General features: G+C 70.1%; 12 protein-coding genes. 5 read left to right on the plus strand and 7 right to left on the minus strand.

Going from position 1 to position 15,635, the window contains the following annotated elements; genetic code table 11:
- Positions 1–23: 23 nt before the first annotated feature.
- Both OHA73_RS40145 and OHA73_RS40150 read right to left on the minus strand, forming a co-directional pair.
- Positions 24–977 (minus strand): MerR family transcriptional regulator, encoded by a 954-nt coding sequence (locus OHA73_RS40145; RefSeq protein WP_327657676.1) that lies wholly within the window; start codon positions 975–977, stop codon positions 24–26.
- A 108-nt stretch (positions 978–1,085) separates the two neighbouring features.
- Complete coding sequence (locus OHA73_RS40150; protein WP_327657677.1) at positions 1,086–1,979, minus strand: helix-turn-helix transcriptional regulator; 894 nt, start codon at positions 1,977–1,979, stop codon at positions 1,086–1,088.
- Positions 1,980–2,195: 216 nt separating this feature from the next.
- On the opposite strand from OHA73_RS40150, the gene OHA73_RS40155 reads away from it, so the two are divergent.
- The 5 genes from OHA73_RS40155 to OHA73_RS40175 all read left to right on the plus strand — a co-directional run bounded on the left by OHA73_RS40155 (position 2,196) and on the right by OHA73_RS40175 (position 8,858).
- Positions 2,196–3,173 carry an aldo/keto reductase gene (locus OHA73_RS40155; protein ID WP_327657678.1) on the plus strand — a complete coding sequence of 326 codons (978 nt, stop codon included), beginning with the start codon at positions 2,196–2,198 and terminating at the stop codon, positions 3,171–3,173.
- 58 nt (positions 3,174–3,231) lie between these two features.
- Positions 3,232–4,260, plus strand: coding sequence for a zinc-binding dehydrogenase (locus OHA73_RS40160; RefSeq protein ID WP_327657679.1), 1,029 nt, complete (start codon positions 3,232–3,234; stop codon positions 4,258–4,260).
- 61 nt (positions 4,261–4,321) lie between these two features.
- A complete protein-coding gene (locus tag OHA73_RS40165) occupies positions 4,322–5,173 on the plus strand; it encodes an aldo/keto reductase (protein WP_327657680.1) in 852 nt (283 codons plus the stop codon).
- Positions 5,174–5,342: 169 nt separating this feature from the next.
- Entirely contained in the window at positions 5,343–7,454 is a 2,112-nt protein-coding gene (locus tag OHA73_RS40170) for an ATP-binding protein (protein WP_327657681.1), read from the plus strand.
- A 30-nt stretch (positions 7,455–7,484) separates the two neighbouring features.
- Positions 7,485–8,858 (plus strand): SUKH-4 family immunity protein, encoded by a 1,374-nt coding sequence (locus tag OHA73_RS40175; protein ID WP_327657682.1) that lies wholly within the window; start codon positions 7,485–7,487, stop codon positions 8,856–8,858.
- A gap of 98 nt (positions 8,859–8,956) precedes the next feature.
- On the opposite strand, the gene OHA73_RS40180 is transcribed toward OHA73_RS40175, so the two are convergent.
- The 5 genes from OHA73_RS40180 to OHA73_RS40200 all read right to left on the minus strand — a co-directional run bounded on the left by OHA73_RS40180 (position 8,957) and on the right by OHA73_RS40200 (position 15,607).
- Positions 8,957–9,244 carry a hypothetical protein gene (locus OHA73_RS40180; protein ID WP_327657683.1) on the minus strand — a complete coding sequence of 96 codons (288 nt, stop codon included), beginning with the start codon at positions 9,242–9,244 and terminating at the stop codon, positions 8,957–8,959.
- Positions 9,245–9,269: 25 nt separating this feature from the next.
- Positions 9,270–11,474: an SUKH-4 family immunity protein gene (locus OHA73_RS40185; RefSeq protein ID WP_327657684.1), complete on the minus strand. Its 2,205-nt coding sequence runs from the start codon at positions 11,472–11,474 to the stop codon at positions 9,270–9,272.
- A 35-nt stretch (positions 11,475–11,509) separates the two neighbouring features.
- The gene (locus OHA73_RS40190) at positions 11,510–12,196 is read right to left on the minus strand and encodes a hypothetical protein (protein ID WP_327657685.1); all 687 of its coding nucleotides are present in this window, start codon (positions 12,194–12,196) and stop codon (positions 11,510–11,512) included.
- Positions 12,197–12,418: 222 nt separating this feature from the next.
- Positions 12,419–13,330: a pentapeptide repeat-containing protein gene (locus OHA73_RS40195; protein WP_327657686.1), complete on the minus strand. Its 912-nt coding sequence runs from the start codon at positions 13,328–13,330 to the stop codon at positions 12,419–12,421.
- A gap of 54 nt (positions 13,331–13,384) precedes the next feature.
- Positions 13,385–15,607 carry an SUKH-4 family immunity protein gene (locus OHA73_RS40200; protein WP_327657687.1) on the minus strand — a complete coding sequence of 741 codons (2,223 nt, stop codon included), beginning with the start codon at positions 15,605–15,607 and terminating at the stop codon, positions 13,385–13,387.
- Positions 15,608–15,635: the final 28 nt, after the last annotated feature.

Raw genomic sequence — 15,635 nt, forward strand, 5'->3', positions numbered from 1 at the left:
GGGACGCCTGGCCGCGCAACGGGCTACGGGGCGGTGGAACTGCTGCCGGTGCCCGCGCGCAGTGCCTCGGCGAACCACGTGAACACCGGTGCCAGGCTCGGCGGGACGGGCCATGCGTTGATCACGGACAGAAGGTGCCAGTAGCGCTCCGCGCGGGGGTCGGAGGCCGTCTCCAGGCGCGTCAGCAACCAGGCCCGCAGGTCATCGTCGTCCGCGCGGCCGAAGGTTTCCGCGTAGCGGGCGGTCAGATCGTCGACGATGGGTGCGGCTTCGGGGGAGGCCGGGTCGATGCCGGAGGCGAGGGCGTGGCCGACCCGGGCGCGGACGGCTTCGGTCAGGTCGTGGTGGAGGCCGGTGGTGTCGCCCTGGGCACGTTCACGCGCCTGGTACTCGGCCATCCGCCGGACGGCGGCGCGGAAGTCGGGGTCCTGGGTGAGCTCGGCGAGTTCCGCCCAGGCTTCGACCTGCTCGGGTTCGGGGTCGTCGGGCAGCTCGGGCATGGCCGCGCGCATCATGGCCACGAACTCGGGATTGGCTTCAAGGCCGCCGAAGGTGTCGTCGATGAAGTCGGTGACGAGGCGTCTGCGTTCGTCTTCCGAGAGTTTCGCGAGCTTGTGCATGAGGTCCATCTCCTTGGGAGTAGAGCCCCGTTCGGCCACCACCCGAAGCACCGCGCGCCGCAGACGAAGGGTGCGGATCTGTACGTCCAGTGCGTCGGCGTGGGTCGCCGCGACCTCGGGCACCGAGATCTCCCGGTCCAACACCCGTCGGATGGCGGCGAGTTCGAGGCCCAGGTCGCGAAGGGTGCGCACCAGATCCAGCCGAGTGAGCGCGTGGATGTCGTAGAGGCGGTAGCCTGCCGGGCTGCGGTCGGTCGACGGCACGATCCCGCTGTCGGAGTAGAAACGAATGGTCTTGACCGTCAGTCCGGTCCTACGGGCAAGCGCCCCGATCGTGAAGAGTCCGTCGCCTTCCATGCCCCCACCCTCGTGTCTCCCCTTGGTGGAGACTCAAGTACATCTTCCCTCGGCGGGGCCGGCGGCAGTTCGGGCGAGTGAACGGATCGCGGCTGCGTTGAGGCGGTGTCAATTCGTGTGGGGTGATGTGCTGGGCGTCGAGGCGGCCGGCGCCGTCATGTCGAGCAGGAGCAGGGCGTCGTGGTCGGGGGTGCCGGGGTCGGCGGTGTAGACCCCGATGCGCTGGCCCGGGGTGCCTTCGACGTGCAGGGACTGCGAGGTGAGGGTGACGGTTCCGACCTGTGGGTGTTGGAACGTCTTGTGCGCCGGCTTGCGGCCCGTCACCTCGTAGCGTTCCCACAGGCCCGCGAAGTCCGGGCTCTTGAGGAGGAGTTCGCCGACGAGTTGGGTGAGGTCGGGGGCGTCGGGCGCGGTGCCGGCGATGGCGCGCAGGCGGGCGACGCAGGCCGTGATCTGCCGGTCCCAGTCGGTGAAGAGGTCGCGGGCCGCGGGGTGGAGGAACAGGTAGCGGGCGAGGTTGCGCTGCTTGACCGGCCAGTCGTCGAGGCCCGCGTACAGGGCGAGGCCGCCGGGGTTCCAGGCGAGCATGTCCATGCTGCGGCTGATGACGTACGCGGGGTTCGGGCGCAGTGATTCGAGGAGCAGCTTGAGGTGGGGGCGCACGGTGCGGCTGGGCGCGGGCGGTGGTTCGGAGACGTAGCGGGCGGCGCGGGCGGCGAGCTCGCGCAGGTGCTGGTGCTCCTGGTCGTCCATGTGCAGGGCGCGGACCAGGGAGTCGAGGACGGCCGGGCTGGGCCGGGTCTCCTTGCCGCGCTCCAGGCGAACGTAATAGTCGATGCTGATCCCGGCGAGGGTGGCCAGCTCCTCGCGGCGCAGGCCGGGGGTGCGGCGGATGCCGGCGCCCACGGTGAGGCCGACGTGTTCGGGGCTCGTCTGAGTGCGACGGGCGCGCAGATAGCGGCCCAGCTCGGCGCCCTCGCTGTGCGCGCTTGTCGATGCCATGCCTCCAGTCTCACCCGCCGGGCACCCGCCGCGCAGAGCCGAGGGGGGCCCTGTCGTTACCCCTGAAGAGCCCGCCCTGCCGCATGGGCGCGATCCCGGCGAAGGTGAAGGAGCAAGACACCGGCACCCCGGCCCGACTCCGCCACCACAGGCGCGACCTGCCGGGGCGGGCGAGAGTGAGGGTGCCGGGTACGCCATGGATCGAAAGAGGGCGAGATGCGGTACATCAACCTGCGTGACCTGGAGGTTTCGCGAATCGGCCTGGGCGCGATGGGGATGTCCCACGGCTACACCGGCTCCGGCACCGACGACGCGGAATCCATCAGGACCGTGCACCGGGCGCTGGAGCTGGGCGTCACGTTCATCGACACCGCGGAGATCTACGGCCCGTACGCCAACGAGGAGCTGCTGGGCCGGGCGCTGAAGGGGCGCCGGGACCAGGTGGTGCTGGCCACGAAGTTCGGCCTGGTCTCGCACGCCGGTGACGGTGCCTGGAACCTGGACTCGAGCCCTGCCAACATCCGCACCGCGGTCGAGGGCTCCCTGAAGCGGCTCGGCACCGACCACATCGACCTGTACTACCAGCACCGGGTCGGCCCGAACACGCCCATCGAGGAGACCGCCGGCGCCGTCGCCGAGCTGATCACCGAGGGCAAGGTGCGCGCCTTCGGCCTCTCGGAGGCCGGCCCGGCCACCATCCGCCGCGCGCACGCCGTCCAGCCGGTGACCGCGGTGCAGTCCGAATACTCGCTGTGGACGCGCGGCATCGAGGACCGCGTCCTACCGGTGCTGCGCGAGCTGGGCATCGGCCTGGTGCCGTTCTCCCCTCTCGGCCACGGCTTCCTCACCGGCACCGTTCGCTCCGAGGCCGACTTCGAGTCCGGCGACTTCCGGCACGGCAACCCGCGCTTCACCGGCGAGAACTTCCAGCGCAACCTGGCACTCGCCGACGAGGTCCAGGCCATCGCCGCCGACGCGGACGCCACACCCGCCCAGGTGGCCATCGCGTGGCTGCTCGCCCAGGGTGACGACATCGCCCCGATCCCCGGCACCAAGCGCGTGGCCCGCGTCGAGGAGAACACCGCCGCCGACGCCCTCACGCTCACCAGTGAGCAGCTCTCCCAGCTCAGCAGCCTGCCGCCCGCCGCCGGCGACACCCACACCGAGGCCCAGGCGCAGATGCTCGAACGCTGATCACCCACGCCCGCCACCCCCACCACGTGACACCACACCCGTTTGGAGTACGCCTCTCATGCGCGCAGCCCTGATGTACGGAGCCGGCGACGTCCGCGTCGAGGACCGGCCCGACCCGAAGATCGTCCAGCCGGCCGACGCCGTGGTGCGCACGCTCGCCGCGTGCGTGTGCGGCAGCGATCTGTGGCCGTACGGGGCCATGCCCGCCACCGAGGAGGGCCGTCCCATGGGGCACGAGTTCCTCGGCGTGGTCGAGGAGACCGGCGCGGACGTGACCGGCCTGAAGGCTGGGGACCTGGTCGTCGCCCCGTTCACGTACAGCGACAACACCTGCGACTACTGCGCCAAGGGCCTGCAGATCTCGTGCCGCAACGGAGGCCGGTACGGGTTCGACGGTGTCGACGGCGGGCAGGGCGAGGCCGTCCGCGTGCCGTATGCGGACGGCACCCTGGTCAAGCTGCCGGTGGCCGCCGACTCCGCGCTGCTGCCGTCGCTCCTCGCGCTGTCGGACGTGATGACCACCGGCCACCACGGGGCGGTCACCGCCGGTGTCGGCCGCGGCGACGCGGTGCTCGTGGTCGGGGACGGCGCGGTCGGCCTGTGCGGGGTGATCGCCGCCCAGCGGCTCGGCGCCGAGCGGATCGTGCTCGCCGGCCGCCACGAGGCGCGTACCGAACTGGGGCGCCACTTCGGTGCCACCGACGTCGTCGCCGCACGCGGCGAGGAGGGCGTCGCCCGCATCCGCGAACTGACCGGCGGCGTGGACAAGGTGATCGAGGCCGTCGGCACCCGCCAAGCGCTGGACACCGCCATCGGCGCGGTCCGGGACGGTGGCACCATCAGCCGCCTCGGCGTCCCGCAGTACGAGGAGGGCCCGATCGGCCCGGCCGAGTTCATGCGGAACATCACGCTGACCGGCGGTGCCAGCCCCGCCCGCGCCTATATCGAGCAGCTGCTGCCCGATGTCCTGGACGGCACCATCGCCCCCGGCCGCGTCTTCGACCGCACCTTCGCCCTCGACGAGACACCGGACGCCTACCGGGCGATGGCGGACCGCCAGGTCCTCAAGGCGCTCATTCGCCCCTGACTCTCCCGACTCGCCAACTCGCTGAACCTCCAACTGGCTTGCATCACAAAGGACTTCCCCCATGCAGTACGTGACATTGAACAACGGTGTCGAGATGCCGCTCCTCGGCTTCGGCGTCTACCAGATCCCCGCCGACGACACCGAACGCGCCGTCTCAGAGGCCCTCGCCACCGGCTACCGCCTCCTCGACACCGCGGCCGCCTACGGCAACGAAGAGGCCGTCGGCCGAGCCATCAAGTCCAGCGGCATCCCCCGCGAGGAGCTGTTCGTCACCACCAAGCTGTGGGTCCAGGACGCCCCGGCCGAGGACAACACCCGCCGCGCCTTCGAGACGTCGCTGACCAAGCTGGGCCTGGACCACCTGGACCTCTACCTGATGCACCAGCCCTTCGGCGACGTCTACGGCCAGTGGCGCGCCATGGAGAACCTCAACCGCGAGGGCCTCGCCAAGGCGATCGGCGTCTCCAACTTCTACCCGGACCGCCTCCTCGACCTGATCGTCAACAACGAGATCACCCCGCAGGTCAACCAGATCGAGACCCACCCCTTCTTCCAGCGCGCCGGCTATCAGGAGCTGATGGACGAGCACGGCGTGCAGATCATGTCCTGGGGCGGTTTCGCCGAGGGCAAGAACGACCTCTTCACCAACCCGCTGCTGGCCGAGATCGGCAAGGAGTACGCCAAGTCCGTCGCCCAGGTGGTGCTGCGCTGGCTGACCCAGCGCGGCGTCGTCGCCATCCCCAAGTCCGTGCGCGCCGAGCGCATGGCGCAGAACCTCGACGTCTTCGACTTCCGGCTCACCGACGAGCAGCTGGACCGGATCGCCACCCTCGACACCGGCAGCTCCCTGTTCTTCGACCACCACGACCCCGAGATCGTCACCTGGCTCGCGGCGCGCCGCTTGGACGCGTGACCTGACCTGACCTCACGGCGCCGCGCCGCGCGTGGTCGGCCGGCGCACGCCACACCTGGGTAACAAGCGTCGGCCGGGGCGTGATGCGCCCTGTGCGACCCCCATAGGATGAACGTCGTACGGTCAACACGATGTGACGGTGTCGGACGGACAGGACAACGGGGGAACGATGACCAGCCCGACCCAGGCCCCAGAGCAGGCCCAGGCCGCCTATGAGCCCCACCCTTACATCGGCGGGCGCAATGCCGCGCTGCGCGCGCTCGCCGCGTGGCGGATGGAGTGGCCGGGCGCGCCCCGGGTCGTCATCCTGACCGGGAGCCCGGGCACCGGGTGTTCGCGGCTGCTCACGGGGTTCCTGATGCTCTGCGACCCGGAGTACCGAAAGGGACTCGAGCTGGACGCGTTCGATCCGGCGACCGTGCCGCCGGACCTGCCCGCGCCTGCGGTGCCGAGCGTCGCAGGGCTGACTGCCGCGCAGACCCTGTGGCTGCTCGCCGATCACTACGGGTTGCCCGCGACCCGCACCGCCGACATCTTCCCCGAACTCGGTCAACTCCCTTTGTCAGGGCGGCCGGTGACGATCGTGGTGCCGGATGTGGACCGGGCAGGACCGGTGCGGGGGGCGGGGGAGCCCGCGCGCGTGGTGCGAGACGTGCTGAAGCCCCTCGCCGCCGTCGACTCCATACGTCTTCTCGCCGAGGTGCCCCGGGAGTTCGCCGCCGAACTCGCGGAGAGCCTGCCGCCCGGCGAGGTCCGCATCATCGACCTCGACGCACCCGAGTGGGGCGACCCCGAGGGGCTCGTGCTGCAGGCCGAGGCGCTGCTCAATCCCCAATTCGGCGCTCCGGAACTGCCGTTCACGACCGATCCCGCCGCTCGCCGCACGCTCGCCGAGGCGATCGCCCGACAGACGGGCGACGGCGCGGGCAGCCGGCTGACCGTGCATCTCGCCGTGCAGTCGATCCTGACGCACCCGGAGGGATTCGACCCTGCGGATGCGAGCCAACTGCCCGGCAGCGTAGGCGAAGTGCTCGATCTGCACGCCCAGCGACTCGACGCGCACCCCCGCACCCTGCGACAGATCCTGGCGCCCCTCGCCCTCGCCGAGGGCGACGGCCTGCCCGTGCACCTGCTGACCCCGCTCGCATCCGCCGTCGCCGAACGGGACATGAGCGAGGGCATGGCGCGCGGCATGCTGCTCGCCGCTCCCTTCATCCGTCCCGTCGAGAGGGCCGACGAAGACGTTCCCGAGGACGAGCGGACACTCGTGGCGCTGCAACACCCGGGCATCGGGGAGGCCGTTCGGGAGGGCATCCCGGATGTGCCGGGCGCTCAGGCGCGTATCGCCATGGAGTTGCTGGAGGCCGTCCCCGATCAGGACTGGGCGAAGGCAGGGGAGTACGTACGCGATCGCATCGCGGGACACACCCTGGCGGCCGGACTGCTGCCCCGGCTCCTCACCGACCCGAACCTGTTCGCCCAGGCCGACCCGGTGCTGTTGCGCGCCGCGGTGGAGGCCCTGCCCTACGAGCAGTTGGACGCACCGGCGCGCACGTATCTGCGTACGGCCCCGCTGCTCACGCGCACTCAGGCGCCGGCCATGCTGCGGGCGGCGCTCCTGGAGACGGCGTTCGTCGAGGACGGGTTGCCGGATTACGCGGCGGTGTTGCGGGCGGCGCTGCCGGAGCTTGACTGGCACACCTTGTGGAGTGTGTCGGTCGCCGGGGTCGATGGTGTGACGGTCGGGAGGCTGGCGCCGTCTGCGGCTGTGCCGGAGGGCGACGTGCCGGACGGCGCCGAGCTGGCTCCGCTCGCGGTCGCCGTGAGCGTGGTGCCTCAAGGCACCCCGGGTGCACGCCCGTTGAAGGCCGACGACCTCGAGGCGCCCGCCGTGCTGGTGCACGACCTCGCCACCGGCTCCGTCATCGATGCCGACCCGGCCCGAATCCAGCGCCCCTCGGAGGACGAGCGCGCCGCGAGCCCGCTCGGATTCAGCCGAGGCGCCGACTACGTTCGCGTCTGGCGGCGCGGCGCGCAGAAGGGCGACGAGGAACTCGTCACGGCCCTGATCTCCGCCACGCCCTTCACCGGAACCGACATCTCGGCCGAGGGTGTCCTCCTCGTTGCCACGGCACGTGGTGTGAAGGCGCTGCAGATCCGCCCGGCGAAGCCGGTTACGCCCGACGTACCTGCTCCCCGGGCAGCGGAGCCGGAGCCCGAGCCCGCGCAGGCTCCCCAAGCTCCCCAAGCCCCCGGACCGGACGCCCACCCCGACGCCTGATACCCGCCCGAAGACTCGAAGGGAGTTCCCGTGATCAGCCAGGAGCAGGCGCTCGCGACCGCCGAGGGGTGGCTCAACCCCGAGGGGCAGCAGCGCCGTGAGGTGCGGATCCAGGAGTTCGACCTGGGCTGGGTGGTGTGGGCCGCGGCCCCGCCCCTCGAGCGCGACCCGGTCACGGGCAAGCGCCGACCGCCGGCCACGATCGGCCACTCCTGCGGCGTGGTCGACCGCCGCACCGGCGAGCTGAGCACCTGGCCGTCCGTGCCGGTCGAGGAAGTCGTGCGTATGTACCAGCAGAAGCACGGCGGCGGCCAGGACACCGAGCCGTATGCCGGCGGGCAGGACACCGAACCGCACGGCGACGGCCAGGGCACGGCACCGCCCGCACAGCCGCCGGTCACCGGCCCCGGCAACACCGCCGTCTTCACCTACGTCGACCCGGGCACCGGCGAGGAGACGAGCCTCGTCCAGAACTCCGCCCCCGGCGAGCCGCACTCCGAGTACCAGGCCATGGTGGAGCTCGACCGACTCGGCGTCCCCGCGCAGAACGTGATCGCGATCCACACCGACCTCAGCTCCAGCCCGCTCCCCGGCGGCTACCCGGGCCTGCTGCTCGGCCGCCGCTTCGCCAACGCCAAGTTCACCTGCACGCAGGAGTACGGCCTGCGGGGCGAGGGGCGTGCCGAGGCGATCGCCGGGCTGATCGAACACGTCGAGCAGATGCACCGGATCGCGGGCCAGCAGCCGCCGCCCCGGCCCCACCGGGCGCCGGTGCCGACCGACGTCGAGCCGGCCGAGCCGCTGCGCGATGTCGCCCTGGGCCGCGAGCTGACGGAGGCCTTCGGCGCCGACGACGTACGCCGCTACGACGCCGACGACGTGGCGGGCACCCCGCTCCCCGAGGCCACCAAGGCCACGCTGACGTGGGCCGGCCTTCCGTCCGACATCCCGTTCTTCTTCACGGCCGACAACACGGAAGCGGGGCTCCCGGGCGGCCTGTTCGGCAACGCCGCTGCGCACCTGCGCGCGGTCGGCTCCCAGGCCGGCGCCGACGCCCTCGCATTCCTGGAGGGCCACGTCAGGATCGGCACCGACGGCGTCGCGCTGATCACCGTCCAGTGCACGGGTTCCGACCTGGACGGCGAGCCGGTCGGCCAGGTCTGGGCCGTCACCCCGGACAACGGCGCGGGCCGCCGCGTCAACGCCTCGGTCTCCGCCTTCGCCCGCTCCCTCGCCCTCCTGCACACCACACGCGAGGAAATGATCGCGCTCGACCCGGTCATGGCGGGCAGCGCCGTCGCCGACTTCCAGGAGCAACTCGTCGCCATCGACGCGTCGTCCCTGGACGACCCGCGGAACTGGTGGTCGGTGATCGTCGAGCAGATGTGGCACGGGTTGTTCTGACCGGGGGGGGCGAGCCAGGGGGCGGGGTCGGATCGGCGGGATCTCCGGCGGAACGTCCCCGTGCCCCAGGGACTCCGACGACCCTCTTCCCGGGCCGGCTACTCGGGTGGCAGTGGTTGCATTTCCCCGGTCTGGAACAGGTACTGGAACATCTCGCGCAGGTAGGCGTAGAGCGCCTCCTCGCTTGCGAACTCGATGTCGGTGATTCTCTCGTAGTCGGCTGTCGAGAGTTCACTGTCTGCCAGTACGGACGTCAGGCCTTCTCGTACGGCGGCCACGAACTCCGGCCTGAACGCGTGCAGAGTGGGGCGCAGGGTTCCGCTGGTGTCGAAGGCCTGTTCGTGGTCGAGGTATGTCCTGAGGAATGATTCGAGTTCTCTGTTCATCGGTCCCGGCCGTTTCGGGTCGGCATCATGTGTTGTGGAGTACGTAGGACCAGACGGGCTGCTTACCGCCCGTCTCGTTGGCCTCGATCAGTGCGCCCACCGTCCAGTAGGTGGCCTGCTGTCGTTCGGCGCTGGTCGGGGGCGCGAGGTCCCGTGAACGCAAGCCGGTCACGAACACCGCGACCATGGTGAGGAATTCCTCGAGGCTGTCCGCGACGGGAAGCCCGCCGAGATGGTCCTCGCCCGGCTCGGTGGGGACGCGCAGGACGTGTCCGGTGGGGCCGTCGACGACGAGGCTGCCGCCCACCCACTTGCCGATCCGGAAGAAGGGGCCGCTCTCGGTGACGGGCTCGATTCCCTCGGGCCAGGAGGGTAGTTCGTCGAGAACTCCCATCTCCCAGTTGCCGAACGGGAAGAGTCCCATGGAGCCTTCCTTCATGTACGGCAGGCCGAATTCCAGGAGGAGTTGGCGTGTCGCGGGGTCGGTGAGCCGGTCCGGGAGGTCCTCGGGCTGGATGGGGTAGATCAGGTCCTCGCCGAACACGGTGAGGAGGTCCTCGTGGCTCGGGGCCGGCGCGCTGACCGGGCTGCACGGACCCGCGTCCGTGTAATCACCGCTGAGGGGGAGCGCCCGGGCACCGAAGTCGGAGAGGTCCACGCCGTCCGCGGGTTCGATGGCGAGCAGGCCCAAGTCGCCCGCGAACACCGTGACTTCGTCCACAGTCAGCGGTGTGCAGGGCAGCATGAAAACGCGGTCGTCCCGTCGCGGGACCGACGCAGTGAACAGGTCGCTGACACTGTCGGGCGCGGCGGAGCCCTGCCCGGACGCCGCGGGCCAGGTGAGATCCGCGCTGTGCTCCTCCAGGATCTGGTCGTCCTCAAGAGGGTCCGTGAGCTGCTCTCCCGTCTCCACGTCCCGGATCGAGACGTACAGCAACTCCTCCTCGTTCACCGTCCGCCGTTGCAGACCGGTGACGGCGGGCCGCCCCTGCCAGCGCACCTCCGCCAGTGCGGCCAGTCGCCCCGCCTCGAGGAAGTCCGGGTGAAGGCCGCCCGGCGGCCGCCACTTCGCCCACTTGGCCTGCCAGGGCAGGGCGACACCGGAGGAGGCGACCGCTGACGCGAACGCACGGTCGTTGCGCGAAAGGGCCATCAGGTGAAGCCACGACGCCCACTCCGTCTGCTGCCGCGGGACGATTCCCCAGCCCCACAGGTGAATGGCGTCAGCGGCGGCCGTGTTCCCGGGGATGTAGAAGGTGATGCTGCGTGCCGCGTCCATGAGGGCCGTTTGTGGCAGATGGGCGACGACACGTCCGTCCCGGAGGAGCTCCTCGTACGTTCCCGCCTGTACGGCGTGCATGGCGAGCCCCGTGGCCGCGTACAGGCCGATGGCGCCGTGCCGGGCCCACCCCTCGGGGTGGCGGAAGTCGGGAGCCGAGCGCGTCAGCCAGTCCACCACGTGCCCATGGAGACGGCGGAGTTCGCCGGGACCGACCTCGTGCCCGGCGTCCCGGCGCAGCCTCTCGGCGAGGCCCTCGTCGACGAAGGAGGCCCCGAGCGGCCCGAGCCGAACCACGCCTGACTCTTCCCGCGCGAGCGCGGCGAGTTCGTCCTCGGACGTCGACTCACCAGTCAGCGCCGTGACCAGTTGGGACCACACAGGCAGTGGCACGAAGCGGGGCTCGGCCAGGGCCAGGGCCCGAAGGGCCGGCAAATTCGGCGACGCCTCCGGTGCGGTGGCGGGCGCCGAGACCCGGAACACCGTCCGGGCGTCGGCATCCGTGGGCAGCAGTTGCGGAACCGCGTGAACCAGCACGGCCAACTTGCCGTGCGCCAACTGTGGGAGCGTCCAGGTCACCAACCGCTCGGGCTCGTACGAGCGCCGGGTCGGACCGGCCCTATGGGCGTTGACGACCAGCAGTAGCCGCTCCTCTGGCCACGCGCCGAGCGCGAGACGCCAGGCGCGCGGCCCGTCCGCGGGCAGCTCGACTCCGAGCGCCGTGAGGGCCTGCCGCATGACCTGCTCCGCGGTGAGTCCGGTGGCGTCGACGACGACGCTGCCGGGTACGTGCTCGTGCGTCCGGCGCACGACCGCGGAGGCGTCGTGGCCGTCCTCCAGGGCGAGGAACGCGACACGGCCGCCGCGCCCGCCTTCGCGCCACCACGCGCCGACGCGCCCGGCGACCTCCTCCTCGGGGATTCCGGAGGTGTCGGTGGTCGGCTCGGGCACTGTGCCCCTCCCTGGTTCGTGTCGGTTCCCTGGTCTCAGGAGGAACGGGACGGTCTGACCCGCTGGATCACCCGATTGATGAAGGCCGCCGCTTCGATCTCCGAGATCTCCACGTGGTCGGTGTCATTGTGTCCCAGCGTGTACAGGCCGAAATAGTCGGTGGGTTCCCAGCGCAGGTTCCGGCCGAAGGCCTCGTCGCGGGTGACGGGCTCCCGTCCGACCGTCCGGCGGCGCATCACCCCGAGGGGCCGTTCCCTCGGCAACCCCTCGTCGACCACCGCGAAGTACGTGATCCTCCCTTTCGCCTCGAAGTCCAGGGCGTCGAGCGTCGCCGTGGTCACGGTCGGGAAGGGCGGAGCAGCGATGGCTGTGTCGAGGCCCCAGCGGGGCAGGCTCACGCCGTTGAGGTCGATGGCCTGATCGACGTAGAAGCCGCCCCCACGCTCGTACATGAGGAGCAAAGGCTCGTACGGTTCCGGGAGTTCGGGCAGATCCGTACGCCCCTGACGGCGCAACTCAGCCCAGCGGACGGCGCCCGTCACGGTCCGCTCGACCGAGTACGGACCGACCCCGCCGCGCAGGAATGTGTCGAGGTCGCTCGCGATGTCCGGGGCCAACTGCACGGAGGCGTCAACGTGTTCAACGATGTCGAGGAACGGCCAGGCGCTCTCGGCGCTGTAGTGCCGGGCCCACTGGGCGGACGTGCGCAGATATTCGCGCATCAGGAGAGCGCGCGACCGTGCGTGGTCGAACGCCGCAGTCCAGTCGTCCCAGTTGACGGCTCGGAGGCGGCCGAGTACCCCGCGGGGCGAGTCGCGCGCCCCTCCTGCCGATTGGTTGGCCCGGTTCGTGTCGACTCCGTGGGGTAGAGGGGGCGGTCCGGTTCGCGCGGAACGCGTGCCCCGTGACACTCGGAATGTCGCGCGGTCACCCGCACTGCTCGATCACCCCGGCTGTCCACCGGCGGGCGGGACCGAGGTGTCGCTTACGGCATGATCCGGATTATTCGTTCTGTGGAACTTGGCCTTGAAACGGAGGATGAACCGGGTGGCTTCCTCCTCGGTGATCTCGACGTGGTCGTCCTCGTTGTGGCCCAGTTCGTAGCGGCGCAAGTACTCTGTCGGTTCCCAGCGCAGGTTACGCGTGAAGGCCTCGTCGCTGAGTGACTTCCCGGCTCGGCGTCGGCGGACGATGCCGGCGGGGCGTTCGCGGGGAAATTCGTCATCCACGCGCGCGTAGTAGGTGACGGTGCCGATAGGGGAGTTGAGTACGCTGACGGACGCCCCACGACTGTTCAGCCACAACTCGAGCTCAAGTCCTGCGAGTTCGCGTTCTGTATCGCCTTCACTGAGGCGGGCCGGACCGCGAATCTCACCGGTGAGGCCGGTGACCACGGTGCTCTCGTCGAGTGCGACATTGAGTGTCGCATTTCGCGCTGATGCCCCGGTGAGGTCGGCCCCGAGCAGAGACACTTCCTGGAGGGCCGCGCCGTCGAACACCGCATGACGGAAGGACGCCGATCGCGCGTCCACCTTCCAGAGCGCCGCACTGCCGAGATCTGCGCGCGTGAGGTCGGCGCTCCGCAGTTGTGTGTCACGGAAATCGACCTTCGCCAGCGACGCCCCGGTGAGGTCTGCACGGTCGAGTACGGCGTCCGCGCTCTGAGCTCGATACAGATCCGCGTCGACGAGCTTCGCGTCGGTGAGGTCGGTGTCGAAGAGAGTCGCCAGCGCAAGGTCGGCACCCGACAGATCGGCGCCGGACAGGTCGAGTTGAGAAGCGTCAAAGGTTGTCTCGGTGTCGGTCGCCTCGCACCAGGCCAACAACGCCGCCGCGGCCGCCGGATCGGCTGGCATGAGCCGTATGGTTCTGTACTCGTCAGGGGTACCAGACACCTTGCTCACCTTGGTTCATTCGTTTTCAAAGATGTATGCCCAGGCAGGCGCCTCGCTGCCCTTTTCGTCGATCACGGTCAACGCCCCGAGGACATGGCCGAGGATCTCTGGCTTCTCGTCACGGGGCGGCGGGAGGGTGTCTCGGGTACGTAGCCCCGTCACCCACCAGGCCACCATTGTCAGGAAGGCCTCCAGGCTGTGCGCCGCAGGCAGCGCGGCGAGTTCTTCCTCGTCGGGCCCCGTCGGAACACGCAACACGTGTCCTGTTGGGCCGTCGATGACGATTTCGGCTCCCATCCATTTGCCGATCTGGAAGAACGGTCCAGTCTCGTCGATGGGGTCGATGTCGTCGGGCCACGAGGGCATTTCCTCGAGGATCTCGACGTCCCAGTCGCAGTAGGGCAGGACTCTCATCCCGCCCTCGTCCACGTCGGGGAGGCCGAATTCGAGGAGGAGTTCACGAGTCGGCTCGTGGGTGAGCCCGTCGGGGAGCTCTTCGGGTTCGACCGGGAAAATGTCCTCGAACAGCAGCGCGAGCACTGCGTGATCAGTCTGATCGGGCCCAGCGGCATCAGCCGGCATGCTTCCGCCGGCGGATGCATAACTGCCGCCCAAGGGCTGGTTCAGGGAGCCGAGGCCTGTGAGGCCGATTCCGCCGGAAGCCTCTATGGCGACCAGTCCCGAGTCGCTCCCGAAGACGGTGACGTCACCGACGGGCAGCGGGACGCACGGCAACAGAAAAGAGCGGTCGTTGCGGCGGGCGGGAGCCGCAGCGAACAACTCTTGGGCAGTGGAGGGGCCGACACTGTCCCCCTCGGTCGCGTGCGGTTGCGCCTGGGCCTCCGGCGAGGGCTGGGGCGGCCAGGTGAGTTCCGCACGGTGCGTCGGGGGGATCTCGTCCCCTTCCCAGGGTCCGGCGAGACGTTCGCCGGTTTCCACATCCCAGATGGAGGTGTACTCGGTCCGCGATCCGACCGTGAAGGACCGGTGTCGGCCGGCGACGGCGGGGCGTCCTCGCCAGCGCACTTCCGCCAACGCGTCGATCTTGCCTGATTGCAGATAACCGGGGTGGAATCCGCCCGGCGGCCGCCACTTCGCCCACTTGGCACGCCAGGGCAATGACACACTCGAAGCCGCGATGGCGGCGGCTGTCTCATGGTCGTTGCGACTGAGGGTCATCAAATGCAGCCAGGAAGCCCATGAACGCTGGTTGTTGGGGACGACCCCCCACGTCCAAAGCTGCTTCGCGTCGGCGGCCGGGGTGTCCCTAGGGATGACGTAGCCCGCTGCGGTGCGACCGGCGTCCATCAGCACGCTCTGCGGGATGTTGGCGACTGCCTCGCCGTTTCGCTCAAGCTCTTCGTACGTCCCTGCCTGCACGGCGTGCATGGCAAGACCGGTTGCGGCGTACAGCCCGAGAACGCCGCTTCTCGCCCATCCCTCAGGGTGGCGGAAGGCGGACATCGACTGCAGCAGCCAATGCGCCAAGTGCCCGTTGACGCGCTGCAGTTCGTCGGGTGCGGTCCCCGCGCGGAGAGCTTCGGCCACCCCCTCATCGACGAAGGACACACCCAAGGGGCCCGACCGAACGAGGTCACTGTGCTCCCGGGCGAACGAGGTGAGTTCGTCCTCGGTGGGAGTCGTGCCGGTCAACGAAGCAACGAGTTGAGCCCACACCGCCAGGGGGACCACACGTGGCTCCGCGAGGGCCAGGGCGCGCAGCGCGGGCGACTCCGGCAGTGGTGGCGTGGCGGAGTGCGACGGGGACACGTCGAAGACGGCCCTGGGGGTCGTGCCGCGGGGAAGCAGGTCAGGGGACGTGTCGGTCAGCACGGTCAACTTGCCCTGTGCCAACCAGCGAAGAGCGAAGCCGAGCAACTGCTCGGGCTCGTACGAGCGCCTGGTGGGACCTGCGCGGTGGGCGTTGACGACGAGCAGCAGGCGGTGATCGGTCCACCCGATGCGCGCGTTCTGCCAGCTGCGACGCTTGTCCGCGGACAGATCCACGCCGAACGCGGTGAGTGCCTGGTGCAGGACCTGTTCGGCGGTCAGCCCGGTGGCATCGACGAGCACGCTGCCCGGGATGCGTTCGTGTGCCCGGCGTATGACCAAGGCGCCGTCGGCGGCGACAGGTGACATGACGTACGTGGCATTGCCTGTGTGTCGGCCCTCATGCCACCACTCGACGACGGCATCGACGATCCCTCCCGGAGAAGTGTCGGCTGTCGGATTGGGCATGTCACTCCTTGACGTTGGTTCTGCGGGC

The sequence above is a fragment of the Streptomyces sp. NBC_00483 genome (genome assembly GCF_036013745.1).
GTDB lineage: Bacteria > Actinomycetota > Actinomycetes > Streptomycetales > Streptomycetaceae > Streptomyces.

Bases quoted from the DNA above. Each gene is read 5' to 3' on its own strand.
- OHA73_RS40145 (WP_327657676.1), bottom strand. From the start codon at position 977: ATGGAAGGCGACGGACTCTTCACGATCGGGGCGCTTGCCCGTAGGACC.
- OHA73_RS40150 (WP_327657677.1), bottom strand. From the start codon at position 1,979: ATGGCATCGACAAGCGCGCACAGCGAGGGCGCCGAGCTGGGCCGCTAT.
- OHA73_RS40155 (WP_327657678.1), top strand. From the start codon at position 2,196: ATGCGGTACATCAACCTGCGTGACCTGGAGGTTTCGCGAATCGGCCTG.
- OHA73_RS40160 (WP_327657679.1), top strand. From the start codon at position 3,232: ATGCGCGCAGCCCTGATGTACGGAGCCGGCGACGTCCGCGTCGAGGAC.
- OHA73_RS40165 (WP_327657680.1), top strand. From the start codon at position 4,322: ATGCAGTACGTGACATTGAACAACGGTGTCGAGATGCCGCTCCTCGGC.
- OHA73_RS40170 (WP_327657681.1), top strand. From the start codon at position 5,343: ATGACCAGCCCGACCCAGGCCCCAGAGCAGGCCCAGGCCGCCTATGAG.
- OHA73_RS40180 (WP_327657683.1), bottom strand. From the start codon at position 9,244: ATGAACAGAGAACTCGAATCATTCCTCAGGACATACCTCGACCACGAA.
- OHA73_RS40190 (WP_327657685.1), bottom strand. From the start codon at position 12,196: ATGCGCGAATATCTGCGCACGTCCGCCCAGTGGGCCCGGCACTACAGC.
- OHA73_RS40195 (WP_327657686.1), bottom strand. From the start codon at position 13,330: ATGCCAGCCGATCCGGCGGCCGCGGCGGCGTTGTTGGCCTGGTGCGAG.
- OHA73_RS40200 (WP_327657687.1), bottom strand. From the start codon at position 15,607: ATGCCCAATCCGACAGCCGACACTTCTCCGGGAGGGATCGTCGATGCC.